At 60.0% G+C, this 23,512-nt stretch carries 36 protein-coding genes; 32 read left to right on the top strand and 4 right to left on the bottom strand.

Annotation, left to right across the window (positions count from 1 at the left end; genetic code table 11):
- Window positions 1-74: 74 nt before the first annotated feature.
- Window positions 75-392: a hypothetical protein gene (locus tag QWB57_RS04990; RefSeq protein ID WP_223626370.1), complete on the bottom strand. Its 318-nt coding sequence runs from the start codon at window positions 390-392 to the stop codon at window positions 75-77.
- Between the two features lie 115 nt (window positions 393-507).
- Here QWB57_RS04990 and rpsJ point away from each other — a divergent pair, with 115 nt between their 5' ends.
- The 29 genes from rpsJ (at window position 508) to QWB57_RS04845 (ending at window position 16,844) form a co-directional block, all read left to right on the top strand.
- Window positions 508-819 carry a 30S ribosomal protein S10 gene (rpsJ, locus tag QWB57_RS04985; protein ID WP_223626372.1) on the top strand — a complete coding sequence of 104 codons (312 nt, stop codon included), beginning with the start codon at window positions 508-510 and terminating at the stop codon, window positions 817-819.
- A gap of 11 nt (window positions 820-830) precedes the next feature.
- Entirely contained in the window at window positions 831-1,487 is a 657-nt protein-coding gene (rplC, locus tag QWB57_RS04980) for a 50S ribosomal protein L3 (protein WP_223626374.1), read from the top strand.
- Window positions 1,488-1,489: 2 nt separating this feature from the next.
- Complete coding sequence (rplD, locus tag QWB57_RS04975) at window positions 1,490-2,095, top strand: 50S ribosomal protein L4 (RefSeq protein ID WP_223626376.1); 606 nt, start codon at window positions 1,490-1,492, stop codon at window positions 2,093-2,095.
- The gene (rplW, locus tag QWB57_RS04970) at window positions 2,092-2,391 is read left to right on the top strand and encodes a 50S ribosomal protein L23 (protein ID WP_223626379.1); all 300 of its coding nucleotides are present in this window, start codon (window positions 2,092-2,094) and stop codon (window positions 2,389-2,391) included. Before rplD ends, rplW begins: the two co-directional genes overlap by 4 nt.
- Before the next feature lie 11 nt (window positions 2,392-2,402).
- On the top strand, window positions 2,403-3,230 hold the full coding sequence (gene rplB, locus QWB57_RS04965) for a 50S ribosomal protein L2 (RefSeq protein ID WP_223626381.1): 828 nt from the start codon (window positions 2,403-2,405) through the stop codon (window positions 3,228-3,230).
- Window positions 3,231-3,236: 6 nt separating this feature from the next.
- On the top strand, window positions 3,237-3,506 hold the full coding sequence (gene rpsS / locus QWB57_RS04960) for a 30S ribosomal protein S19 (RefSeq protein WP_223626383.1): 270 nt from the start codon (window positions 3,237-3,239) through the stop codon (window positions 3,504-3,506).
- 10 nt (window positions 3,507-3,516) lie between these two features.
- Window positions 3,517-3,852: a 50S ribosomal protein L22 gene (gene rplV / locus QWB57_RS04955; protein WP_223626385.1), complete on the top strand. Its 336-nt coding sequence runs from the start codon at window positions 3,517-3,519 to the stop codon at window positions 3,850-3,852.
- 2 nt (window positions 3,853-3,854) lie between these two features.
- Window positions 3,855-4,613 carry a 30S ribosomal protein S3 gene (gene rpsC, locus QWB57_RS04950; RefSeq protein WP_223626387.1) on the top strand — a complete coding sequence of 253 codons (759 nt, stop codon included), beginning with the start codon at window positions 3,855-3,857 and terminating at the stop codon, window positions 4,611-4,613.
- Between the two features lie 3 nt (window positions 4,614-4,616).
- Entirely contained in the window at window positions 4,617-5,030 is a 414-nt protein-coding gene (gene rplP, locus QWB57_RS04945; protein WP_223626390.1) for a 50S ribosomal protein L16, read from the top strand.
- The gene (gene rpmC, locus QWB57_RS04940; protein WP_223626392.1) at window positions 5,030-5,221 is read left to right on the top strand and encodes a 50S ribosomal protein L29; all 192 of its coding nucleotides are present in this window, start codon (window positions 5,030-5,032) and stop codon (window positions 5,219-5,221) included. The genes rplP and rpmC overlap by 1 nt, the downstream gene beginning before the upstream one ends.
- 12 nt (window positions 5,222-5,233) lie before the next feature.
- On the top strand, window positions 5,234-5,497 hold the full coding sequence (gene rpsQ / locus QWB57_RS04935; protein ID WP_223626394.1) for a 30S ribosomal protein S17: 264 nt from the start codon (window positions 5,234-5,236) through the stop codon (window positions 5,495-5,497).
- A gap of 15 nt (window positions 5,498-5,512) precedes the next feature.
- Window positions 5,513-5,881: a 50S ribosomal protein L14 gene (rplN, locus tag QWB57_RS04930; RefSeq protein WP_028839560.1), complete on the top strand. Its 369-nt coding sequence runs from the start codon at window positions 5,513-5,515 to the stop codon at window positions 5,879-5,881.
- Between the two features lie 18 nt (window positions 5,882-5,899).
- Window positions 5,900-6,214 (top strand): 50S ribosomal protein L24, encoded by a 315-nt coding sequence (gene rplX, locus QWB57_RS04925; RefSeq protein WP_223626396.1) that lies wholly within the window; start codon window positions 5,900-5,902, stop codon window positions 6,212-6,214.
- Window positions 6,215-6,757, top strand: a complete 543-nt coding sequence (gene rplE / locus QWB57_RS04920) for a 50S ribosomal protein L5 (protein ID WP_190281751.1) — start codon at window positions 6,215-6,217, stop codon at window positions 6,755-6,757.
- A gap of 9 nt (window positions 6,758-6,766) precedes the next feature.
- Window positions 6,767-7,072: a 30S ribosomal protein S14 gene (gene rpsN, locus QWB57_RS04915; protein WP_223626398.1), complete on the top strand. Its 306-nt coding sequence runs from the start codon at window positions 6,767-6,769 to the stop codon at window positions 7,070-7,072.
- A 177-nt stretch (window positions 7,073-7,249) separates the two neighbouring features.
- Window positions 7,250-7,645 carry a 30S ribosomal protein S8 gene (gene rpsH, locus QWB57_RS04910; RefSeq protein WP_223626401.1) on the top strand — a complete coding sequence of 132 codons (396 nt, stop codon included), beginning with the start codon at window positions 7,250-7,252 and terminating at the stop codon, window positions 7,643-7,645.
- Between the two features lie 13 nt (window positions 7,646-7,658).
- Window positions 7,659-8,186, top strand: a complete 528-nt coding sequence (gene rplF, locus QWB57_RS04905) for a 50S ribosomal protein L6 (protein ID WP_223626403.1) — start codon at window positions 7,659-7,661, stop codon at window positions 8,184-8,186.
- Between the two features lie 84 nt (window positions 8,187-8,270).
- Window positions 8,271-8,624 (top strand): 50S ribosomal protein L18, encoded by a 354-nt coding sequence (gene rplR, locus QWB57_RS04900; RefSeq protein ID WP_223626405.1) that lies wholly within the window; start codon window positions 8,271-8,273, stop codon window positions 8,622-8,624.
- Window positions 8,625-8,780: 156 nt separating this feature from the next.
- Entirely contained in the window at window positions 8,781-9,320 is a 540-nt protein-coding gene (gene rpsE / locus QWB57_RS04895) for a 30S ribosomal protein S5 (protein ID WP_223626407.1), read from the top strand.
- Window positions 9,313-9,501, top strand: a complete 189-nt coding sequence (rpmD, locus tag QWB57_RS04890) for a 50S ribosomal protein L30 (protein ID WP_223626409.1) — start codon at window positions 9,313-9,315, stop codon at window positions 9,499-9,501. The genes rpsE and rpmD overlap by 8 nt, the downstream gene beginning before the upstream one ends.
- 4 nt (window positions 9,502-9,505) lie before the next feature.
- Window positions 9,506-9,943, top strand: coding sequence for a 50S ribosomal protein L15 (gene rplO / locus QWB57_RS04885; protein WP_223626411.1), 438 nt, complete (start codon window positions 9,506-9,508; stop codon window positions 9,941-9,943).
- 28 nt (window positions 9,944-9,971) lie between these two features.
- Entirely contained in the window at window positions 9,972-11,300 is a 1,329-nt protein-coding gene (secY, locus tag QWB57_RS04880; RefSeq protein WP_223627725.1) for a preprotein translocase subunit SecY, read from the top strand.
- 341 nt (window positions 11,301-11,641) lie between these two features.
- Window positions 11,642-11,998: a 30S ribosomal protein S13 gene (rpsM, locus tag QWB57_RS04875; protein WP_223626414.1), complete on the top strand. Its 357-nt coding sequence runs from the start codon at window positions 11,642-11,644 to the stop codon at window positions 11,996-11,998.
- 12 nt (window positions 11,999-12,010) lie between these two features.
- Complete coding sequence (gene rpsK, locus QWB57_RS04870) at window positions 12,011-12,403, top strand: 30S ribosomal protein S11 (RefSeq protein ID WP_223626417.1); 393 nt, start codon at window positions 12,011-12,013, stop codon at window positions 12,401-12,403.
- A gap of 19 nt (window positions 12,404-12,422) precedes the next feature.
- Window positions 12,423-13,052 carry a 30S ribosomal protein S4 gene (rpsD, locus tag QWB57_RS04865; protein WP_223626419.1) on the top strand — a complete coding sequence of 210 codons (630 nt, stop codon included), beginning with the start codon at window positions 12,423-12,425 and terminating at the stop codon, window positions 13,050-13,052.
- A gap of 52 nt (window positions 13,053-13,104) precedes the next feature.
- Window positions 13,105-14,103, top strand: coding sequence for a DNA-directed RNA polymerase subunit alpha (gene rpoA / locus QWB57_RS04860; protein WP_223626421.1), 999 nt, complete (start codon window positions 13,105-13,107; stop codon window positions 14,101-14,103).
- Window positions 14,104-14,389: 286 nt separating this feature from the next.
- The gene (gene rplQ / locus QWB57_RS04855) at window positions 14,390-14,761 is read left to right on the top strand and encodes a 50S ribosomal protein L17 (RefSeq protein ID WP_223626423.1); all 372 of its coding nucleotides are present in this window, start codon (window positions 14,390-14,392) and stop codon (window positions 14,759-14,761) included.
- A gap of 102 nt (window positions 14,762-14,863) precedes the next feature.
- Window positions 14,864-15,382: a disulfide bond formation protein B gene (locus tag QWB57_RS04850; protein WP_223626425.1), complete on the top strand. Its 519-nt coding sequence runs from the start codon at window positions 14,864-14,866 to the stop codon at window positions 15,380-15,382.
- Window positions 15,383-15,443: 61 nt separating this feature from the next.
- Window positions 15,444-16,844: a 3-deoxy-7-phosphoheptulonate synthase class II gene (locus QWB57_RS04845; protein WP_288968575.1), complete on the top strand. Its 1,401-nt coding sequence runs from the start codon at window positions 15,444-15,446 to the stop codon at window positions 16,842-16,844.
- A gap of 15 nt (window positions 16,845-16,859) precedes the next feature.
- On the opposite strand, the gene QWB57_RS04840 is transcribed toward QWB57_RS04845, so the two are convergent.
- The 3 genes from QWB57_RS04840 to typA all read right to left on the bottom strand — a co-directional run bounded on the left by QWB57_RS04840 (window position 16,860) and on the right by typA (window position 20,951).
- Complete coding sequence (locus tag QWB57_RS04840; RefSeq protein ID WP_288968573.1) at window positions 16,860-18,473, bottom strand: amidase; 1,614 nt, start codon at window positions 18,471-18,473, stop codon at window positions 16,860-16,862.
- 78 nt (window positions 18,474-18,551) lie between these two features.
- A complete protein-coding gene (locus QWB57_RS04835) occupies window positions 18,552-19,022 on the bottom strand; it encodes a DUF2127 domain-containing protein (RefSeq protein ID WP_223626431.1) in 471 nt (156 codons plus the stop codon).
- Window positions 19,023-19,121: 99 nt separating this feature from the next.
- Window positions 19,122-20,951: a translational GTPase TypA gene (gene typA, locus QWB57_RS04830; RefSeq protein WP_223626434.1), complete on the bottom strand. Its 1,830-nt coding sequence runs from the start codon at window positions 20,949-20,951 to the stop codon at window positions 19,122-19,124.
- 124 nt (window positions 20,952-21,075) lie between these two features.
- On the opposite strand from typA, the gene QWB57_RS04825 reads away from it, so the two are divergent.
- The 3 genes from QWB57_RS04825 to QWB57_RS04815 all read left to right on the top strand — a co-directional run.
- Entirely contained in the window at window positions 21,076-21,570 is a 495-nt protein-coding gene (locus tag QWB57_RS04825) for a peptidylprolyl isomerase (protein WP_223626436.1), read from the top strand.
- Window positions 21,571-21,744: 174 nt separating this feature from the next.
- A complete protein-coding gene (locus QWB57_RS04820) occupies window positions 21,745-22,944 on the top strand; it encodes a pyridoxal phosphate-dependent aminotransferase (RefSeq protein WP_223626439.1) in 1,200 nt (399 codons plus the stop codon).
- Window positions 22,945-23,004: 60 nt separating this feature from the next.
- The coding region (locus QWB57_RS04815) for a malate dehydrogenase (protein WP_288968568.1) at window positions 23,005-23,512 on the top strand (508 nt) is incomplete at its 3' end.

Genomic DNA, 23,512 nt, shown 5'->3' with positions numbered 1-23,512 from the left:
GTGGCCGTACCGTCGGCGCCGGCGTGGTGGCGAAGATCATCAAGTGATATCCGCCTGAGCTTGCGGGACGTGCCTCATGCGCGTCCCGCAAGGCGGATGTCGGTGCGGCAGGACGCCCATCGTTGCCTTGCTTCCGGCATGAATGCCGGGGAATTGGGGCGATTTGCAAAAACTGCTTGCAAAGCAAGGATCAAATCCGTTAGAATGCAAGACCCCTGCGGAAATGTGAGTTTCTGCAGGGTAGCGAAAAGAGGTGCAGGAAGCGCCTCGTGTTCGCCAGACAGGGAGATGTCGCGTGGCAAGGCCTCGTCCGTTCCGGAAATGTCCGGAGCATATCGGCGGGGCCTTTCGGCGCGTTTATTGATCCTGACTTCTGGCAGCCGGGTGTTCATCGCCTGATCCGCTGGTTTTGAGGTAATTGTTTGACTGCAGTACCCGTTGTTTTCACGGGGTGTGGCGCACCTAGCCGCCATGCCTGTCGCTCTTTAGATATGAGGTATTCCTCCCATGGCGGACCAAAAGATTCGCATCCGGCTGAAGGCGTTCGATCATCGTCTGATCGACCGTTCGGCCAGCGAGATCGTTGAGACGGCCAAGCGGACCGGCGCGCAAGTGCGCGGCCCGATTCCGCTGCCGACCAAGATCGAACGTTACACCGTACAGACCTCGCCCCACGTCGATAAAGACGCGCGCGACCAGTACGAAACCCGCACGCATAAGCGCGTGCTTGACATTGTTGACCCCAACGACAAGACCGTGGACGCGCTGATGAAGCTCGAACTGGCTGCTGGCGTCGACGTGCAGATCAAGCTGACCTGAGGACGACACTGATGAGCGCGAAGAAGTATTCGCTCGGCATCGTCGGTCGCAAGGCCGGCATGAGCCGCATGTTCACCGAAGACGGCAAGTCCGTGCCGGTGACTCTGATTGAAGCAACTCCGAACCGTATCGCCCAGATCAAGACCCTTGAGGTTGATGGTTACACGGCGTTGCAGGTGACGGCGGGCGTGAAGCGCGCCTCGCTGCTGACCAAGCCGCAGACCGGTCACTTGGCCAAGGCCAAGGTGGAAGCGGGTCGTGGTTTGTGGGAGTTGCGTGTGGAGGCTGACCAGATTGGTGGCTATGAAGTGGGCGGCGAAATCAAGGCCGACATCTTCAGTGAAGGCCAGGTCGTCGATGTCCAAGGTGTCACCAAGGGCAAGGGCTTCCAGGGCACCATCAAGCGTTGGAACTTCACCATGGGTGATGCTACCCACGGTAACTCGTTGTCGCATCGCTCGCCGGGCTCGATCGGTCAGCGTCAGACGCCGGGCCGTGTGTTTCCGGGCAAGAAGATGGCTGGCCATATGGGCCACGTCACCCAGACCACGCAAGGTCTGCAGGTGGTCAAGGTCGATGCCGAACGTGGCTTGATTGCCGTGCGCGGTGCTGTGCCGGGTGCGCCGGGTGGCGATGTGATCGTGCGCCCGACGAGCAAGGGAGTCTGATCATGGAATTGAATATCAACGGTAGCGCCAGCAAGCTGGCCGTGTCCGACGCGGTGTTCGGCCGTGACTTCAGCGAAGACCTGGTGCACCAGGTGGTCGTTGCTTACCGCAACGCCGGTCGTGCCGGTACCAAGGCGCAGAAGACCCGTTCGGAAGTCAATGGCACCACCAAAAAGTCGAAGAAGCAAAAGGGTGGCGGCGCGCGTCATGGCGCGTTGACGGCTCCGATCTTCGTCGGCGGCGGCGTCACCTTCGCGGCCAAGCCGCGCAGCTTTGCGCAGAAGGTCAACCGCAAGATGTATCGCGCCGCAATCGCGACCATCCTGTCCGAGCTGAACCGCCAGGGACGCATCACTGTGGTCGAATCGTTCGAGGTGGACGCCCCGAAGACCTCCGGTCTGGTGGCCAAGCTGGCGGGCTTGAATGTGGGTCAGCGCCCGCTGATCGTGACCGAAGATGCCACCGACAATCTGTACCTGTCTGCCCGCAATCTGCCTTATGTGCAGGTGCGTGATGTGCAGGGTCTGGATCCGGTCTCGCTGGTCGGTGCCGACACCGTGGTGGTGACCACTGATGCGGTGAAGAAGATCGAGGAGTGGCTGGCATGAGCGCCGCAAACCTGTACGAAGTGATCCGTGCGCCGCGCGTGTCCGAAAAGACCGCGCGCCTGCAGGAAGTCTCCAACCAATACGTCTTTGAAATTGCGAAGACCGCCACCAAGGCCGATGTGAAGGCTGCGGTGGAGAAAATCTTCGCCGTCAAGGTCGAGGCAGTGAACGTGGTGAACGTGAAGGGCAAGTCCAAGACCTTCAAGTTCCGCCAGGGTCGCCGCAGCGATTGGCGCAAGGCGTACGTCACGCTGGCCGATGGTCAGTCGATCGACGTCATGACCACGTCGGCCTGAGGAAATAATTCATGGCACTGATGACATTCAAGCCCACCTCGCCCGGCCGCCGTTCGGCGGTTCGCGTGGTGTCGCCCGAGCTGCACAAAGGCGCACCGCATGCAGCGTTGCTGGAAAAGCAAAGCAAGAGTGGTGGCCGCAACCACCACGGCCGCATCACCACCCGCCATATCGGCGGCGGTCATAAGCAGCATTACCGCATCATCGATTTCAAGCGCGACAAAGAGGGCATCCCGGCCCGTGTGGAGCGCATCGAATACGATCCCAACCGCACCGCGCATATCGCCTTGTTGTGCTATGCCGACGGCGAACGCCGCTACATCATCGCCCCCAAGGGCTTGAAGGCGGGCGATCAGGTGATCGCAGGTCGTGATGCGCCGATCAAGGCGGGCAACACTTTGCCGCTGCGCAATATCCCGGTCGGTTCCACCGTGCATTGCATCGAAATGAAGCCCGGCAAGGGCGCGCAGATTGCGCGTGCTGCGGGTGCCGGCGTCCAGCTGGTTGCACGTGAGGGCGTGTACGCCACCTTGCGTCTGCGTTCGGGTGAAATGCGTCGTGTGCCGGCGGAATGCCGCGCGACCATCGGCGAAGTCGGTAACGATGAGCATACGCTGGAGAAGCTGGGTAAAGCGGGTGCAGCACGCTGGCGCGGCGTCAAGCCGACCGTGCGCGGTGCCGCCATGAACCCGGTGGATCACCCGCACGGCGGTGGTGAAGCCAAGGCTGGCCAGGGTAATCCGCATCCGGTCACCCCGTGGGGTGTACCCACCAAGGGGTACAAGACGCGCCATAACAAGCGCACTCAACAGTTCATCGTGCGCGATCGCAGGAGCTAATTGGCAATGGCACGTTCACTTAAAAAAGGCCCGTTCATCGACCACCACCTGCAAAAGAAGGTGGAGGCCGCGGGTAGCAGCAAGAGGCCGATCAAGACCTGGTCGCGCCGCTCCACGATTCTGCCGGAAATGATTGGCGTCACCATTGCTGTGCATAACGGCAAGAGCCATGTTCCGGTAATGATCAACGAGAACATGATTGGCCACAAGCTTGGCGAGTTTGCCGTGACCCGTACGTTCAAGGGGCATGGCGGCGACAAGAAGGGTGGGAAGTAAGGAGATGACTATGGAAGCGAAAGCCATCCTGCGCAGTGCGCGCATCTCCGCCCAAAAGGTCCGTTTGGTCGCTGATCAGGTGCGTGGCCTGCCGGTTGCCCGTGCATTGGATCTGTTGAAGTTCTCGGACAAGAAAGCCGCAGTCATGGTCTACAAGGTCGTGTTCTCTGCTGCTTCCAATGCCGAAAACAACAACGGCGCTGACGCCGATTTGTTGAAAGTCAAGACCATCATGGTCGATGAAGGTCCCTCGCTGAAGCGCTTCATGGCGCGAGCGAAGGGTCGTGGCACGCGCATCACCAAGCGCACCAGCCACATCACCGTGGTCGTGGGCGAGGGCAACTAATCATGGGTCACAAAGTCAATCCTATCGGCATCCGCTTGGGCATCGCCAAAGACTGGAACTCCAAGTGGTACGCCGGCAAGAAGCAATTCGCCGAATATCTGTCGGGCGACCTCAAGGTCCGCGACATGCTGCGCAAGAAGCTGGCCCAGGCCGGTATCAGCAAGATCCTGATCGAGCGTCCGGCAAATAACGCCCGCGTGACCATTCATACCGCCCGTCCGGGCGTGGTGATCGGCAAGCGTGGTGAGGACATCGAGAAGCTGCGTAAAGAAGTGTCGGATGTGCTCGGCGTGCCGGCGCATATCAACGTCACCGAAGTGCGCAAGCCGGAACTCGACGCGCAGCTGGTGGCCGAGTCGATTGCGCAGCAGTTGGAGCGCCGCATCATGTTCCGCCGCGCCATGAAGCGTGCGGTGGGCAATGCGATGCGTCTGGGAGCATTGGGTATCAAGGTCAATGTCGGTGGTCGCTTGAACGGCGCAGAAATCGCCCGTTCCGAGTGGTACCGGGAAGGCCGCGTGCCGCTGCATACTCTGCGTGCCGACATCGACTACGGCTTTGCCGAAGCGAAGACCACCTACGGCATCATCGGTATCAAAGTGTGGGTCTACAAGGGTGAAATCTTTGATTTCAGCCAAGTGGGTCAGGAAAAGCAGGACGACAGCCCGGCACCGCGTGGTGACCGCGGTGATCGTGAACGCCCGCGCGGCCCGCGCCGCGACCGTGGTGACCGCGCCGAGCGCGGCGAAGCGAGGGACTAAACCATGTTGCAACCTAAGCGAACCAAATATCGCAAAGTCCATAAAGGCCGTAATGAAGGCCTGAGCTGGAGCGGTAATGCTGTCAGCTTCGGCGAGTTCGGCCTGAAGGCAACTGCCCACGGCCAGCTGACTGCTCGCCAGATCGAGGCTGCGCGTCGTTCCATCAGCCGTTACGTCAAGCGTGGCGGCAAGATGTGGATCCGCGTATTCCCCGATAAACCGATCACCAAAAAGCCAATCGAAGTCCGCATGGGCTCCGGTAAGGGTAATGTGGAGTACTGGGTCGCTCAGATCCAGCCGGGCCGCATGATCTATGAAATCGAAGGCGTCACCGAGGACGTGGCACGCGAAGCGTTCCGTTTGGCCTCGGCCAAGCTTTCGGTCACCACCACTTTTGTGACTCGGACGGTGCGCTGATGGAACTCAAGCAATTGCGTCAAAAGTCGGCGGACGAACTGAAGGCCCATCTGGTCGAACTGCAGAAAGAGCGCTTTGCGCTGCGGATGCAGAAGGCCACGGGCCAACTGCCTCCGTCCAAGGCCAATGAGCCCCGCCGCGTGCGCCGCGAGATTGCTCGCGTCAACACGCTGCTTGGCCAGCAGAACTAAGGAACGGGCGTCATGACCGAACAAACCAAGAAGCTGCACACGGTTGAAGGCCGCGTGGTCAGCAACAAGATGGACAAGACCGTGACGGTGCTCGTTGAGCGCCAGGTCAAGCACGCGCTGTACGGCAAGTACATCCGTCGCTCGACCAAGCTGCATGCCCACGATGCCAACAATGCCTGTAATGAAGGTGATGTGGTGCGTGTGGCCGAATGCGCACCGATGTCCAAGACCAAGAACTGGCGGGTGGTGGAAATCCTCACCCGTTCCGCCGAGTAAGCAGGAGAGATAGCCATGATCCAGATGCAGAGCTTTCTCGACGTTGCCGACAACTCGGGTGCCAAGGAACTGATGTGCATCAAGGTGCTGGGTGGTTCCAAGCGCCGTTATGCAGGCATCGGCGACATCATCAAAGTGTCGGTGAAGGAAGCGATTCCACGCGGCAAGGTGAAGAAGGGCGATGTGTACGACGCCGTGGTTGTGCGTACCCGCAAGGGTGTGCGCCGCGCCGACGGTTCGTTGATCCGCTTCGATGGTAACGCCGCCGTGTTGTTGAACAACAAGCAGGAGCCGATCGGCACCCGCATCTTCGGGCCGGTCACGCGCGAGCTGCGTACCGAGAAGTTCATGAAGATCGTTTCGCTCGCCCCCGAAGTGCTGTGAGCGTAGAGGACTAATCACATGAACCGTATCAAAAAGGGCGACCAAGTCGTCGTCACCACCGGCAACAAGACCATCAAGGGTCAGACTGGCGAAGTGCTGCGCGTCGATGGCGAGCGCGTCTTCGTTTCCAATCTGAACTTGGTCAAGCGCCACACCAAGCCCAATCCGCAGGCCGGTCAGGCTGGTGGCATTGTGCAGCGTGAAGCGTCGATCCATATTTCCAACGTGATGCTGCTCAACCCGGTAACGGGCAAGGGCGAGCGCGTTGCCACCAAGGTGCTCGAGAATGGAAAGCGCATCCGCGTGTTCCGCTCCAGCGGTGAGGCTATCTAAATGACCACTCGTCTCGAAAAGTTCTACAAGGAAGAAGTGGTGCCGAAGCTGATGCAGCAATTCGGTTACACCAATCCGATGCAGGTTCCCAAGCTGGTCAAGGTCACGCTGAACATGGGCGTGGGCGAGGCAGCCACCAACAAGAAGGTGCTGGAGAACGCAGTTGCCGACATGACCAAGATTTCCGGCCAAAAGCCGGTGGTCACCAAGTCGCGCGTTTCGGTAGCATCGTTCAAGATTCGTGACGGCTGGCCGATCGGTTGCAAGGTCACCTTGCGCCGTGCCCAGATGTTCGAGTTCCTGGATCGCCTGATCAATATCTCGCTGCCACGCGTGCGTGACTTTCGCGGGGTGTCGGGGCGTTCCTTCGATGGCCGTGGTAATTACAACATGGGCGTGAAAGAACAGATCATCTTCCCGGAAATCGATTTCGATGCCGTTGACGCAATGCGCGGCATGGATATCGCCATCACCACCACAGCGAAGACCGACGCAGAGGCCAAGGCCCTGCTCGAAGCCTTCCGCTTCCCGTTCCGCAACTAAGGACACGTCATGGCCAAGACTTCCATGATCAACCGCGAGACCAAGCGCGCCAAGCTGGCCAAGCAGCACGCTGGCAAGCGCGAAGCGCTGAAGAAGATCATCTCCAGCCAGGACGCGTCCTATGAGGACAAGATGGCGGCCGCAACCAAGCTGCAAAAGCTGCCGCGTGACTCCTCACCTTCGCGTCAAACCACCCGTTGCGTGTTGACTGGCCGTCCACGCGCCGTGTACAGCAAGTTCGGCCTGGGTCGCAACGCCCTGCGTCAAGCCACCATGCGTGGCGACGTGCCGGGCTTGCGTAAGGCAAGCTGGTAAAAACCTGCTATACTTCGCGGCTTCCTGTCGATTCGTTGGCGGGGATTGGCAGATCAGCCTCGCAGCGATGCGGGGCTGGTGCCGCAACAGCGTTGCGACTTTTCAAGGTCACAGCGTCCACAATCCGACAGATTTTCGCGAAAGCGGATATCGGTGCTACTCATCAGGTGAATCTACATGAGCATGACTGATCCCATCGCCGACATGCTGGTGCGCATGAAAAATGCGGCCGCAGTTGGCAAGCAGGCGGTAAGAATGCCGTCCTCCAAGATCAAGGTTGCAATTGCCAAAGTCCTCAAGGACGAAGGCTACATCGCTGACGCTCGCGTCACCCAGAACGGCGCCAAGGCCGAGCTGGAAATTGCCTTGAAGTATTTCGAGGGCAAGCCGGTTATCGAAACCATCAAGCGCGTGTCGCGCTCGGGTTTGCGTCAGTACCGTGGCAAGGATGAATTGCCGAAGGTGCTCGCCGGCCTTGGTATTTCGATTATCTCCACCTCCAAAGGCATCATGACCGACGCGCAGGCACGCCAGCTGGGTGTCGGTGGTGAAGTCTTGTGCATCGTGGCTTAAGGGAGTAACGCACATGTCCCGAGTTGCCAAGAAGCCGGTTGCCCTTGCCAAGGGTGTCGAACTCAACGTTCAGTCGGATGCGATCAGCGTCAAGGGCCCGAAGGGTACCTTGAGTATCGCCAAGCCCGCCGGTATCGAAATCAAGATTGAAGATGGCAATGCATTGCTGTTGCCCAATGATGCCTCGCTGGTGCCGTTGACCGGTACCCTGCGCGCCATTGTTGCCAACATGGTGCACGGCGTCAGTACCGGTTTCGAGCGCAAGCTTGAGCTGGTTGGTGTGGGTTACCGTGCTGCCATGCAGGGCAAGGATCTGAGCCTGTCGTTGGGGTTCTCGCATCCGGTGGTGTACGCAGCGCCAGAGGGCATCACCATCACCACGCCGACCCAGACCGAAATTCTGGTGGCCGGCGCCGACAAGCAGTTGGTCGGTGAAGTGGCAGCCAAGATTCGCGGTTACCGCCCGCCGGAGCCCTACAAGGGCAAGGGCGTGAAGTATTCCGACGAAACCATCATCCGCAAGGAAGCCAAGAAGGCCTAATCGCGAATCCTGCGCAAAAGCCCGCACGGCACTGTGCGGACTTTTTTGGAAACGCCAAGCTTTCAGCTTTCGGAGAAGAGAACCATGGAAAAGAAAATCGCTCGTCTGCGTCGTGCCAAGTCGACCCGCGCACACATCCGCGAACTCGGTGTGCCGCGCCTGTCGGTGCTGCGTACCGGTCAGCATTTGTACGCGCAGCTGTTCACCGCCGACGGTGCCAAAGTGTTGGCATCGGCTTCGACTGTTCAGTCCGATGTCAAGGCTGGTCTGACCAGTGGCAAGAACAAGGACGCCGCAGCCAAAGTGGGTCAGTTGATTGCCGAGCGCGCCAAGGCGGCCGGTATCGAAAAAATCGCATTTGACCGTTCAGGTTACCGCTATCACGGTCGCATCAAAGTGTTGGCCGAAGCTGCGCGTGAGGGTGGTCTGCAGTTCTGAGTATTGAAGGCATGTGGCTTGGGCCCCATGCCTTGTCGTCGATGCGACTGGCATCGGGCATTGCAGCTGATTGCAGCTGCAATGGTGTAACCGCCGTACATCACAACTATAAGCGGCCACGCCGCAAATCCTCTTAATTACTATCGAGATATTGATATGGCAGAGCAACGCGAATCCCGCGGCCGCGATCGCGGTCCCCGCGAGGAAAAAGTCGATGACGGCATGATTGAAAAGCTGGTCGCGGTCAACCGTGTCAGCAAGACGGTCAAGGGCGGTCGTCAATTCACCTTTACCGCATTGACGGTGGTGGGTGATGGAGCAGGCAAGGTCGGCTTCGGGTATGGCAAGGCCCGCGAAGTGCCGGTGGCCATCCAGAAGTCGATGGAAGGTGCCCGCAAGAATATGAAGGTTGTGCAGCTTAATGGCGGCACCCTGCATCACGCAGTGAAGGCCGGCCACGGCGCGGCACGCGTGTTCATGCAGCCGGCCTCGGAAGGTACGGGCGTGATCGCCGGTGGTGCGATGCGTGCGGTGCTGGAAGCCGTGGGCGTGAAGAACGTGCTGGCCAAGGCAGTAGGTTCGCGCAACCCGATCAATCTGGTGCGTGCGACGGTCAAGGGTCTGGAAGCGATGCATTCGCCGGCCAAGATCGCGGCCAAGCGCGGCAAGAAGGTGGAGGATCTGAACCATGTCTAATGAAGTCAAGACCGTCACGGTTCGTTTGGTCAAGGGCCTGCGTGGCACACAGTCGCGCCACCGTTTGTCGGTGAAGGCGTTGGGTCTCGGTAAGGTCAACAGCGTGCGTGTGTTGAAGGATAGCCCGCAAGTGCGTGGTCTGATCTCTCAGCTGCACTACCTGGTCAAGGTTGAGGATTGATTCCATGAAGATGAATACTTTGAGCCCCGCTGAGGGTGCACGTCAGGTTCCCAAGCGCGTCGGTCGCGGTATTGGCTCCGGCTTGGGCAAGACCTGCGGTCGCGGCCACAAGGGTTCGTTCGCACGTTCCGGCAAGGGCAAGATCAAGGCCGGCTTCGAAGGCGGTCAGTCGCCCATGCAGCGTCGCTTGCCCAAGATTGGCTTCCATTCGAAGCTGGCGCTGGATTGCGCGGAAGTGCTGCTGTACAAGCTGGACTCGCTGCCGGCTGGCGATGTGGATTTCGCCGCGCTGCAAGCAGCCAAGCTGGTGCCAAATACCGCCAAAAGCGCGAAGATCGTGGCCAAGGGCGACGTCACCAAGGCGTATGTCCTGAAGGGAATCGCTGCAACTGCGGGTGCCAAGGCCGCGATCATCGCTGCCGGCGGCAGTTTGGCGGAGTAATCGGCGCATGTCGCGAACTGCGGATGCAATGTCGGGCCTGATGGGCGCGGGCAAGTTCACTGAACTTCGTTCGCGCCTGATGTTCGTCATCGGCGCATTGATCGTCTATCGCATCGGGTGCTACATCCCGGTGCCGGGCGTCAATCCCGAGGCGATGCTGTCGCTGATGAATTCGCAAAAGGGCACCGTGGTGGACATGTTCAACATGTTCTCCGGTGGTGCGCTTTCGCGGTTCAGTTTGTTTGCGCTGAACGTGATGCCGTATATTTCGGCGTCCATTGTCATGCAGCTGATGGTGCAGATTCTGCCCAGCCTGAAGGCAATGCAGAAAGAAGGTGAGTCCGGGCGTCGCAAGATCACCCAGTATTCGCGTATCGGTTCGGTGTTCTTGGCCGTGTTTCAGGCGGCCGGTATCGCCATTGCATTGCAACATCAAGGTGCAGGAACCGGGGTGCCGGTGGTGTACAACCCGGGGCCTGGATTTGTGCTAACCGCGGTGGTCTCGTTGACTGCTGGCACCGTGTTCCTGATGTGGTTGGGCGAGCAGGTGACCGAGCGTGGCATCGGCAACGGTGTTTCGCTGATCATTTTCGCCGGTATCGTGGCGGGCTTGCCGGGTGCTGTATTGCACACCTTGCAGCAGGCTAATGCCGGTGAAATGCAGTGGATCACGGTATTTGTGATTCTGGCAATCGTACTTGCGGTGACTTGGTTTGTGGTGTTCATGGAAAGTGGTCAACGCCGCATCACCGTGAATTACGCCCGTCGCCAGGGGGCACGTGGTGGTTATCAGAACCAGAGTTCGTTCTTGCCGCTCAAGCTGAACATGTCGGGCGTGATTCCGCCAATCTTCGCATCGTCGATTATCATGTTCCCGGCCACCGCCTCGACCTGGTTTGGCCAGTCTGGCAACCCGGCAACGGTGTGGCTGCAAAAGGTCAGCCAGATGTTGTCGCCCGGCGAGCCGCTGCATATGATTCTGCTTGCAGCGCTGATCATCGGCTTTGCGTTCTTCTACACAGCGTTGGTGTTCAACTCGCAGGAAACCGCCGACAACCTGAAGAAGTCGGGTGCGCTGATTCCGGGTATCCGCCCGGGCAAGGCGACCGGTGAGTACATCGACGGTGTGTTGACACGCTTGACCGGTGCGGGTGCGTTGTATCTGGTGCTGGTGTGCTTGCTGCCGGAAGTGATGCGCACCAAGCTGGGAACCTCGTTCTACTTCGGTGGCACCTCGCTGTTGATCGTGGTGGTGGTCGTGATGGACTTCATTGCGCAAATTCAAGCGCATTTGATGTCGCATCAGTACGAAAGCCTGCTGAAGAAGGCAAATTTGAAAGGGCGCGGCGCCCGCTGAGCCGGGCTCCGCACCCAAGCGTCGCGGGATTGGGCGCAACCTGACAATCGTCAACTCGACCCACGTCCGAGTTGACAAATGGGCGACCCACGCGACATTCCCGCGTGTGGGTGGCAACGAACCGATCCGCGCGCCGGAGTAGCGCGCGGGCAGGCTCAGACGCAAGTTTGAGTGCTGCCAGTTCGCCGCCATCGCCGGAGCATGGGCACACTCCCCATGCCGGGTATCACTGCTGTTTCGGAGTGGTGCTTCCAGATTACTCGGGAGTTGTATATAATTTCTTGTTCCCTGCGTCGGGCTGCTTTGGCTTGACGTCAATTCGTATATTCGGAGATCGCCTTATGGCGCGTATTGCAGGCGTCAATTTGCCTGCCCAGAAGCATGTCTGGGTCGGGCTGCAGAGCATTTACGGCATCGGTCGTACTCGTTCCAAGCAGGTATGTGAATCGGCTGGCGTGAAGTCGTCGACCAAGATTCGTGAGTTATCGGAGCCGGAAGTGGAGCGTCTGCGCGCCGAAGTCGGCAAATTCGTGGTCGAAGGTGACCTGCGTCGTGAAGTGGGTATGGCGATCAAGCGTCTGATGGATCTGGGCTGCTATCGCGGCCTGCGTCATCGTCGCGGCCTGCCCCTGCGTGGCCAGCGCACCCGTACCAACGCACGCACCCGCAAGGGTCCGCGCAAGGCCATCAAGAAGTAAGGAATCCAGACTATGGCCAAGCCAGCTGCTGCGAAAACAAAGAAGAAGATCAAGCGCGTCGTCACCGACGGCATTGCCCACGTGCACGCGTCCTTCAACAACACCATCATCACCATCACCGACCGCCAGGGCAATGCACTGAGCTGGGCAACTTCGGGTGGCGCGGGTTTCCGCGGCTCACGCAAGTCCACGCCGTTCGCCGCCCAGGTTGCCGCCGAGAAGGCTGGCAAGGCTGCGTTGGATTACGGCGTCAAGGCGCTGGAAGTCCATATCAAGGGCCCAGGTCCGGGACGTGAATCAGCCGTGCGTTCGTTGAACAATGTCGGCTACAAGATCCTCAACATCATCGACGTGACGCCTATCCCGCACAACGGGTGCCGTCCGCCGAAGAAGCGTCGCGTTTGACGCCCGGGAGCAATAGAAAATGGCTCGTTATATCGGTCCCACCTGTAAGCTCGCCCGTCGCGAAGGCGCCGACCTCTCGCTGAAGTCGCCGGCGCGCGCGCTCGATTCCAAATGCAAGCTGGAGCAAAAGCCCGGCCAGCACGGCGCTACTGCCCGCAAGGGCAAGCTGTCCGACTACGCCACCCAGCTGCGTGAAAAGCAGAAGGTCAAGCGTATCTATGGCTTGCTGGAGCGCCAGTTCCGCAACTACTACAAGAAAGCCGCGACCAAGAAGGGCAATACCGGCGAGAACCTCCTGCAGATGCTGGAAACCCGTCTGGATAACGTCATCTACCGCATGGGTTTTGCCGTCACCCGGCCGGCCGCACGCCAACTGGTCAGCCATCGTGGCGTCACCGTCAATGGCAAGCCAGTCAATCTGCCGTCCTACGCCGTCAAGGCGGGTGACGCGATTGCGCTGTCCGAGAAGGCGCAGAAGCAAATGCGCGTCAAGGAATCGCTGACCGTTGCCGAGCAGATGAACTTGTCGCCGTCTTGGGTCGAAGTGGATTCGGCCAAGTTTGCAGGCGTGTTCAAGGCTGTGCCGGATCGTGCCGATCTGCCCAGCGACATCAACGAAGCGCTGATCGTCGAGCTGTACTCGAAGTAAGCCATTGCCACCGACCAGCGCCGAGCGCGCTGGTCTGCAGGAGACACCACGAATGACGGTTACCGCCACCCAAGTCCTGCGCCCGCGCGGGCCGCAGATCGAGCGCATTACCGACCATCGCGCCAAAGTCGTGATCGAGCCATTAGAGCGCGGTTACGGCCATACGCTGGGCAATGCCCTGCGTCGCGTGCTGCTGTCTTCGATTCCTGGCTTCGCAATTACCGAAGTCGAAATCGACGGCGTGCTGCATGAATACACCACGGTCGAAGGTTTGCAGGAAGATGTGCTTGAAGTGTTGTTGAACCTCAAGGACGTTGCCCTTCGCATGCACAACGGCGACACCGACACCCTCGAGCTGAAGAAGCAGGGTCCGGGTGTTGTCACCGCAGGCGATATCAAGACCACGCACAACGTCGAGGTGCTGAACCCCGATCATGTGATTGCAACCTTGACCAAAGATGTCGCGCTGAACATGCGCCTGACGATCTCGCGTGGTTTTGGCTATCAGCCGGCCGCAGCACGTCGTCGCCCGGATGAAGAGGCCCGCACCATCGGCCGTTTGATGCTGGATGCGTCGTTCTCGCCGGTGCGCCGCGTGGCGTATGCGGTGGAAGCCGCACGCGTTGAGCAGCGTACCGACCTGGACAAGTTGGTGCTGGATATTGAAACCGATGGCACCATTGATGCCGAGGAGGCGGTGCGTACTGCGGCCGATATCCTGACTGATCAGCTGTCGGTGTTCGGTGATTTCACCCATCGCGAACGTGGTGCCAAGCAAGCCGCTACCGCCGGTGTTGATCCTCTGTTGCTGCGCCCGATCGACGACCTTGAATTGACCGTACGTTCGGCCAATTGCCTGAAGGCCGAGAGCATCTACTACATCGGTGATCTGATCCAGAAGACCGAAGTGGAATTGCTCAAGACCCCGAATCTGGGCAAGAAGTCGCTCACTGAGATCAAGGAAGTGCTGGCACAGCGCGGTTTGTCGCTGGGCATGAAGTTGGAAAACTGGCCGCCAGCCGGTGCCGCCGCACACGGCATGCTGGGGTGAGTCGCCGCATTTGCGAACTGCCTTGACGGCAGTTCGCGCGGCGATGAACGCCCGAGCGCTATGCGCGAGGGCCAGGGGGGGCAATCGCGGCGCGAGCCGCCGGGCTCGCTCTGTTTGAGATCTTCTCGAAAGTAGCAACAACGCCGACGAACCCACGTTCGCGGCAGCACCGGCAAGGGATGCCGGTACGGACCAACCGCAGTCCATTTGCTCGCCATAGAGCACAACGCCAGGACGGTGACAGCGATCTTCAATAGTTGCACTCTTTACCTAAGGAAACATTCCCATGCGTCACCAGAAATCCGGTCGTAAATTCAGCCGCACCAGCGCCCATCGTGGCGCGATGTTCCAGAACATGGCGGCTTCGCTGATCAAGAACGAACTCATCCGCACCACTCTGCCGAAGGCCAAGGAATTGCGCCGTGTCGCCGAGCCGCTGATCACCTTGGCCAAGGTCGATGGCGTGGCCAATCGCCGCCTTGCGTTTGCACGTCTGCGCGACAAGGAGGCCGTGGGTACGTTGTTCACCGTGCTCGGCCCGCGTTATGCGCAGCGTCCGGGTGGCTATCTGCGTATCCTCAAGTGCGGCTTCCGCGCGGGTGACAATGCGCCGATGGCCTACGTTGAGTTGGTGGATCGTCCGCAAGCCGCTGAATAAGCGGAAAGCGCTGCAGACCGTCTGAAAGACCCCGGCATTGCCGGGGTTTTTCGTTTTGGGCGGTTTGCCGCATAATTGGAAAGCCCCCCGCAAGGTATATGCATGAATCCGTTCGCTTGGCCGTTCCGTGCGCAATTCCTGTTTGGCTTTGCCTGTTGCGCGGCCCTGCTTGGCTATGCGCTTTTTGTACAATTTCAATTGGGCATTCAGCCCTGCCCATTTTGTATTTTTCAGCGCATTTGTTTTGTGGTGCTGGGTTTGGTATTCCTGCTGGGTGGCCTGCATGCGCCGCGTTCGACCGCTGGCCGCAAAGCGTGGGGAATCACAGCATTGCTGGCTGCATCGGTGGGTGTGGGCTACGCCGGCCGGCATAGCTGGGTGCAGTTGTACCCGCCGCCAATGCCCAGCTGTGGGCCTGGCCTGAACTTTATCGTCGAACAATATTCGTGGTTGGGTGCGGCCAAGCGCGTGCTGCAAGCGACTGGTGATTGCAGCAATATCGATTGGCAATTCCTTGGGCTTTCGATGCCGATGTGGGCGTTATTGTGGTTTGCAGGCTTGGGGCTTGGCGGGCTATATGCCGGTTTCAAGGCGCGTCATGTCTATCTGTTCCGCAAGTAACGGTTGCAGGGCGTGGCTCGAGGCGAGATGATGCGATGCAACACAAACCAGCAGCCCGTCCATGTCCAGTGTTCAAGCCGTCGTAGCGCCCTTCACTCCTTCATCCGTCACTAGCGCGAAAGATTCATGGTCACCCGCTAGCTGGCGGGATCGCCCTGCGCTACAACTGCCCACCTATCCGGATTCGGCTGCGCTGTCGGCTGCACAGGAAGAGCTGCGTTCGCTACCGCCACTGGTGACCTCACGCGAAATCCTTGCGCTTAAACAGCAATTGGCCGAGGCGCAGGAAGGCAAGCGCTTTTTGTTGCAAGGCGGCGATTGCGCGGAAACGTTTGCCGAATGCAATTCTGAAGTGATCACCAACCGGCTCAAGGTGCTGTTGCAGATGAGTTTGGTGTTGGTGCATGGGTTGAAGGTGCCGGTGGTGCGGGTGGGCCGGTTTGCCGGTCAGTACGCCAAGCCGCGTTCGGCCGATAGTGAGACCCGCGACGGCGTTACCTTGCCCAGTTATCGCGGCGATATCGTCAATGGTCCGGACTTCACCGCGCAGGCGCGGGTGCCGGATCCGCGCCGTATGATCAAGGCGCATGCGCGCTCGGCGATGACGATGAACTTCGTGCGTTCGCTGATTGATGGCGGCTTCGCCGACTTGCATCACCCCGAATATTGGGGCTTGGGCTGGGTGGGCCAGTCGCCGCATGCCGCCGAGTACCAAAACATGGTGGCCGGCATCGGTGATGCCGTGCGCTTCATGGAAACACTGGCAGGGCGCAAGATGCAGAGCCTGAGCCGGGTGGATTTTTACACCTCGCACGAAGCGTTGCTGTTGCCTTACGAAGAAGCGCAGACGCGGCGGGTGCCGCGTGCAGATGGCTGGTTCAATCTGTCCACCCATTTCCCGTGGATCGGTATGCGTACCGCCGCGCTGGACGGGGCGCATATCGAATATTTCCGCGGCATCAGCAACCCTGTGGCGGTGAAGGTGGGGCCATCCGTCACCCCCGATCAGTTGCTGCGGGTGATCGATGTCTTGAACCCGCACGATGAACCAGGCCGGCTGGGCCTGATCCACCGCATGGGTGCGGAGCACATCGCCACCAAGCTGCCGACGCTGCTGGATGCGGTGAAGCGCGAGGGGCGCCGGGTGCTATGGATTTGTGATGCGATGCACGGCAATACCGAGTCCACCAGCAATGGCTACAAGACGCGGCGGTTTGAAAATATTCGTGGCGAAATCGAGCAGGCCTTCGATATCCATGAAGCCGCCGGAACGCGGCTGGGCGGTGTGCATCTGGAAATGACCGGTGAAAATGTCACCGAATGCTTGGGCGGCGCGCGCGATTTGACCGAGCTGGATTTGCAGCGTGCATATCGCACCACCGTGGATCCGCGCCTGAACTACGAGCAGGCGCTGGAGATTGCGATGTTGATCGTGAAAAAGCGCGGTGCGATTGCGGCTTGATCCAACCGCCCACGATCAGTTGCGGGCGGGTTGCGCAACGGTAGGCAGAAACTGCGGCGGCTTGCGCGCATGCGTGGCTTGTTCGAACGCATACCCCAGTTCGATCAAGCGCGGCTCGCTCCACGCGGTACCCATGAAAACGATACCGACTGGCAGGCCCTGCACTTGGCCCATCGGCACGGTCAGGCTGGGGTAGCGTGCGGCCGCGGCGGGGCCGTAACCCGCACCGATGAACTTGTCACCATGGGCCAGGTCGATGGGCCAGGCAGTGGTCATCGCGGGGGCGACCAAAGCATCCAGCTGTTGTGCTTTCAGGGCTGCATCAATGCCTTCTGGGCCTGCCAAGCGCCGGGTTTTATCGCGGGCATTGATGTATGCGGTTTCGTTCAGTGCGCCTTTGGCCTGCGATTGCTCGAATAACTCTTGCGCAAAATGTGGCATCTCGGTGTTGGCGTGTTGCTGGTTGTAGGCAATCAGTTCAGCAAGCGAGTGGATAGGTGTGGCGTTGCGCGCCAAATAGGTGTTGAGCCCAGGTTTGAACTCGTATTTCAACACCTCAGATTCGGCATCATCCCATTGCCCAAGTGTCGGAATCTGTGCATCCACCACAGTCGCACCTGCGGCTTTGAGAGCGGCAATTGCCTGCTCCATCACCGCATCGGTGGCGGGCTCAAAGCCCATCAGTTTACGCACGACACCAATGCGTGCACCCTTCAGGGCTTCCGCGTTCAAATGGCTGATGTAATCAATTGGAGCCCGCGTGGGGCGCTCATTGGAGGCCGCATCGCTGGTGTCGGGCCCATCGAGTGCCGTCAATAGTGCCGCAGCATCCGCCACGCTACGTGTCATCGGGCCGGCGGTGTCTTGCGAGAAGGAAATCGGGATGATGCCGTCACGGCTTATCAACCCCACCGTGGGTTTGATGCCCACCAGACCGGCCACTGCGGCAGGGCAAATGATGCTGCCGTCGGTTTCCGTGCCAATACCCACCGTGGCCAAATTGGCGGCAATCGCACTGCCGGTGCCGGCACTGGAGCCGCAAGGGCTACGATCGAGTACGTAAGGGTTTTTGGTTTGCCCGCCGCGCCCGCTCCAGCCGGAACTGGAATGGGTGGAGCGGAAATTGGCCCATTCCGACAGGTTGGTTTTGCCAAGAATCACCGCGCCTGCCGCACGCAATTTGCGCACCAAATAGGCATCGTTTTTGGGGTGATGATTGGCCAGTGCCAGCGAGCCCGCGGAATTGACCATCGGGAAGGCGTCGATATTGTCTTTCAGCAATACCGGAATGCCATGCAGCGGGCCGCGCACTTTGCCTGCTTTGCGCTCGCCATCCAAGCGGTCGGCCTCTTTCAAGGCATCGGGGTTGCGTTCGATTACGGCATTGAGGTGGGGGCCTGCAGAATCAATTGCCGCGATGCGATCCAGATAGGCTTGCACCAGCGCATGGCTGGTCAATGTACCTGCACTCATCTTGCGTTGCAGGTCGAGTACGGTGGCCTCTTCGAGTGCCGATGCGGGCAGCGTGCTGGCTGCAGTTGTCATGTTCGAAGTTGCCGGGGATCGGGTATCCGGCTGACAGGCACTTAATAGCACGGTAACAGCAAGGGCAAGTGGTAGGTAACGCATCGAGCAACTCCCAAAGGCGATGGGCAAGTCTGCCCCGGCTCGCGTGTGGTGTGCAAATGCAGGGCGATGCGGGATGCGTCAGCGGCGACGCTTGAGCAAGTCGCGCGCCAGTACCCACAGCACCGCCACATTGATCGCCACCACCACCAGCGAGAGCCAGCCGGGATGTTTGAACAGTGCAAACACATCAAACGGAAGGTAGAGCGAAACCGTCACACAGCCCAGCCATGAGGCCCACGCTTTCGCCCGCCACAGGCCCCAGCCTTCAAGCAAGTGCATGATCCCGTACAGCGCGGCGATCAGCGCTGCCAGATGGATCCCGCCGGGGTTGATGGCACCGATCAGCCAGGCGATGACGCCGTGATGTGGATCAAGTTGGAAGCGGACAATCAGTTCGTGCACCCAGCGTTGCAGTGGGGCCGGGCCGATCAATTCCAAGCCACTGGCGGCCAGCAGTGCCAGTGCGCCCTTCACGGCCTCGACCAGCGCGATGATGTGCAACCCCGGATGCGCGTGCGGATCCGGGTTGTAGTGATGCGGTTGACTCATGCCGGGCTCATGCCTGCGCACGCGGATATGGTGCGCAGACAATGGGGGCAGGTCGGCGCCAGATCAAGCCGACCAACACGCCACCGGGCACACACGGGCTCACGCAGAGCGGCTGGCGCGCTTGCGGTCGTTCTCGGTCAGGTGCTTCTTGCGCAGACGGATTTCCTTGGGGGTGATTTCCACCAACTCATCGTCGTCGATGAAGTCCAGTGCCTGTTCCAAGGTGAACTTGGTGGCAGGAGTCAGCTGGATGGCATCGTCCTTGCCGGAGGCGCGCATATTGGTCAGCGGCTTGGTCTTGATTGCATTGACGGTCAAGTCATTGTCCTTGCTGTGGATGCCGACCAACTGGCCTTCATACACCTGATCGCCTTCGGCAGCGAACAACTTGCCGCGCTCTTGCAGCGGGCCCAGCGAATAGGCCGGGGTAGCACCCGGTGCATTGGCGATCATCACCCCGTTCAGGCGCTTGGCAATCGGGCCGGTTTCCTTCGGGCCGTAGTGGTCAAACACATGGAACAGCAGGCCGGAACCTTGGGTCAGGGTCTTGAATTCGTTCTGGAAGCCGATCAGGCCGCGCGCCGGGATTTCATAGTCGAGGCGCACGCGACCCTTGCCGTCGGGCTCCATGTTCTTCAATTGGGCCTTGCGGGTACCCAGCTTTTCCATCACGCCGCCCTGATGCACTTCTTCCACGTCCACCACCAATTGCTCGATGGGTTCCATCAGTTGGCCATCGATTTCCTTGATGATGACTTCCGGACGCGATACCGCCAACTCGAAGCCTTCGCGGCGCATATTTTCGATCAGCACCGACAGGTGCAATTCGCCGCGGCCGCTGACCAGGAACTTGTCGGCATCTTCCAATTGCTCGACCTTAAGCGCCACGTTGTGCACGGTCTCGCGCTCCAGCCGGTCTTTCAGCTGGCGGCTGGTCAGGAACTTGCCACCCGACAGGTCTTTGCTGCCAGCGAACGGCGAGTTATTGACCTGGAAGGTCATCGAGATGGTGGGTTCGTCCACGGTCAGCGCGGGCAGCGCTTCCGGTGCATCAATGGCGCACACGGTGTCGGAAATGGTCAGCTCGGAAATGCCGGAAATGGCGACGATATCGCCAGCTTCCGCGCTGTCTTGTTCGATGCGCTCCAAGCCCATGAAGCCCAGCACTTGCAGCACCTTGCCTTGGCGCTTCTTGCCTTCACGGTCGATCACCGTCACCGGCATGTTCTTCTTCAAGGTGCCGCGCTGGATGCGGCCGATGCCAATCACGCCCACGAAATTGTTGTAGTCCAGCTGCGAAATGCGCATCTGGAACGGGCCATCGGCCGCCACATCCGGTGCCGGAACATGCTGCATGATGGCCTCGTACAGCGGGGTCATGTCGCCTTCGCGCGCCGCATCGTCCAAGCTGGCATAGCCGTGCAGGGCCGAGGCGTACACGATCGGGAAGTCCAATTGCTCATTGGTGGCGCCGAGCTTGTCGAACAAGTCAAACACCTGATCAATCACCCAATCCGGGCGTGCGCCGGGGCGGTCGATTTTGTTGACCACCACAATCGGCTTGAAGCCCATCGCAAAGGCTTTCTGGGTCACGAAGCGGGTTTGCGGCATCGGGCCGTCCATCGCATCGACCAGAATCAGCACCGAATCCACCATCGACAGCACGCGCTCGACTTCGCCGCCGAAGTCGGCGTGGCCGGGGGTATCGACGATGTTGATGCGGTTGCCCTGCCAGGTGATCGCGGTGTTCTTGGCCAGAATGGTGATGCCGCGTTCCTTTTCCTGGTCGTTGCTGTCCATCACACGCTCGGCCAGCACCGTGCGTTCGTTCAGGGTGCCGGACTGCTTCAGCAGGCAGTCGACGAGGGTGGTCTTGCCATGGTCAACGTGGGCGACGATGGCGATATTGCGGAGGCGTTCGACGGACATTTGCTTTGGGGCTCGTTGAAGCCGCACCGCTACCAAATGGGCAGGCAGGGCGCGGGTTGAAATGAGGGGAGCCGGCTATTATATCGGGTTCACGCGCCCATCCGGGCATCTGGAGATGAACAAAATGAGTCTGATCGCCAATTTCGACACCGACCGCGGCACCATCAAGGTCGAGCTGGCCGCCGACAAGGCCCCGCTGACGGTGGCCAATTTCGTCAATTTGGCCCAGCGCGGCTTCTATGACGGACTGAATTTCCACCGTGTCATCAATGATTTCATGGTGCAGGGCGGCTGCCCGGAAGGCAGTGGCCGTGGCGGCCCCGGCTACCGTTTCGAGGATGAAACCAGCAACGGGCTGGGCCATGAGCGCGGTGTGTTGTCGATGGCCAATGCCGGCCCCAGCACCAACGGCAGTCAGTTCTTCATCACCCACGTGCCCTGCGGCTGGCTGGACGGCAAGCACACCGTGTTTGGCAAGGTGACCGAGGGCATGGACGTGGTGGATGCGGTCAAGCAAGGCGACAAGATCAAGTCGATCAAGATCGAAGGCAATGCCGAAGCCGCGTTGGCCGCCAAGGCCGACCGCGTGGCGGAGTGGAACAAGATTCTGGCCGCTTGATCCGGCCCATCATCACCCACTGATGGGGGACGTTTGCCTCCATCGTGGGTGAGATTGGTTTGCGGAATTGGCTTGCGCGGCGGCAAGGCTGTTGCAGGACAGCATGCTAGAATTGGAAGGCTTTATCTAAAGTCCCGGCCGCAGATAAGCGGCCCCTCAACGAGGTCCCCCACGATGCCTCAGCTCGCCCGGCGTGTTGGTCGCGCCAAGCCCAGCGTCATCATGCAAGTTGCCGAAAAAGCCAAGCGCCTGAAGGCCGAAGGCCGCGACATCATCAGTTTCTCCATTGGCGTTCCCAACTTCCTGCCCGGTGAGCATGTGTATGCCGCTGCGCGCGAAGCACTGGCCAAAGACAGCGGTCAGTACGGTAGCAACCGCGGCACCGATGCACTGCTGGATGCGTTTATCGCACATATGGAAGCGTTGGGCCTGAGCGGCTATGGCCGTGCCAATTGCTCCACCGGTATTGGCGCCAAGCACGTGATCTACAACCTGGCCGAGGCGCTGTTGGACGAAGGCGACACCATCGTCTTCCCCACGCCGTACTGGACCAGTTACATGGACATCGCGGAAATCGTGAATGCCAAGGTCGATTTGCTGGCTTGCCCGGCTTCGCAGGATTACAAAGTGACGCCAGCACAATTGGACACGGCCTTGGCAAAGAAGCCGAAGGTTTTTCTGTTCAATAACCCGTCCAACCCCACCGGCATGGTCTATACCCGCGATGAAATCGTGGCATTGGCCGATGTGCTGGTGAAGTACCCGGACACCTGGATCATCACCGACGATATCTACAACAGGATGTTGTTTGACGGCTTGGAGTACGCGAACTTCATGCAGGTCCACCCGCAACTGCGCGAGCGCACCATCTTCATCGACTCGCTGTCCAAGACCTACGGCATGCCGGGTTGGCGGGTCGGCTTCATGGCGGGGCCGGAATCGGTGGCCAAGGCGATTACCACGCTCAATTCCAACCACATCACCAATCTTCCGGAAATCGTCACCGCTGCTGCAATTGCCGCGCTGACGGGTCCGCAGGATGTGCCCACCGAAAAGTGCGCGGAGTTCCAAGCCAAGCGCGATCAGGTGATGGCGGTGATGAATGCCATTCCCGGCGTGGTTTGCCCGCGGCCACAGGGTGCGTTCTATGTGTTCCCGGATATCAGCTGCGCATTTGGCAAAACGCATGGCGGCGTCAAGATTGGCAACGATGTGGACTTCTGCAATGTGCTGCTGGATGCCAAGGGCGTGGCCTGCGTGCCGGGTTCGGCATTCGGTGAGCCCAATGCACTGCGCATCAGCTACACCTGCCCCACGCCGCAACTGGTGCCCGGCTTGACCCGCATCCAGGAATTCTTTGCCGAATTGGTTTGATCCTTGCTGCACACACCGATGCGGCGCTTGCGCCGCATCGCCATTTTGAGGAGTTGAATGATGAAAGCCCCCGTACGAGTTGCAGTCACCGGCGCCGCCGGCCAGATCGGCTACGCCCTGCTGTTCCGCATCGCTTCCGGCGAAATGCTGGGCAAGGACCAGCCGGTCATCCTGCAGATGCTGGAGCTGCCGCTGGACAAGGCCCAGGCCGCCCTGCGTGGCGTGATGATGGAGCTGGAGGACTGCGCGTTCCCGCTGCTGGCCGGGATGGTCGGCACCGATGACCCGGAAGTCGCGTTCAAGGACGCCGACTACGCCCTGCTGGTCGGCGCGCGTCCGCGCGGCCCTGGCATGGAGCGCAAGGACCTGCTGCTGGAGAACGCCAAGATCTTCACCGCGCAGGGCGCCGCGCTGAACAAGGTCGCCAGCCGCAACGTGAAGGTGCTGGTGGTCGGCAACCCGGCCAACACCAACGCCTACATCGCCATGAAGTCGGCGCCGGACCTGCCGGCGAAGAACTTCACCGCGATGCTGCGTCTGGACCACAACCGCGCGCTGTCGCAGCTGG

The sequence above is a fragment of the uncultured Thermomonas sp. genome, from assembly GCF_937872235.1.
Lineage (GTDB): Bacteria > Pseudomonadota > Gammaproteobacteria > Xanthomonadales > Xanthomonadaceae > Thermomonas > Thermomonas beijingensis.
Note: the sequence above shows the minus strand (reverse complement) of the source record. Positions and strands in the feature narration are given on the sequence as shown.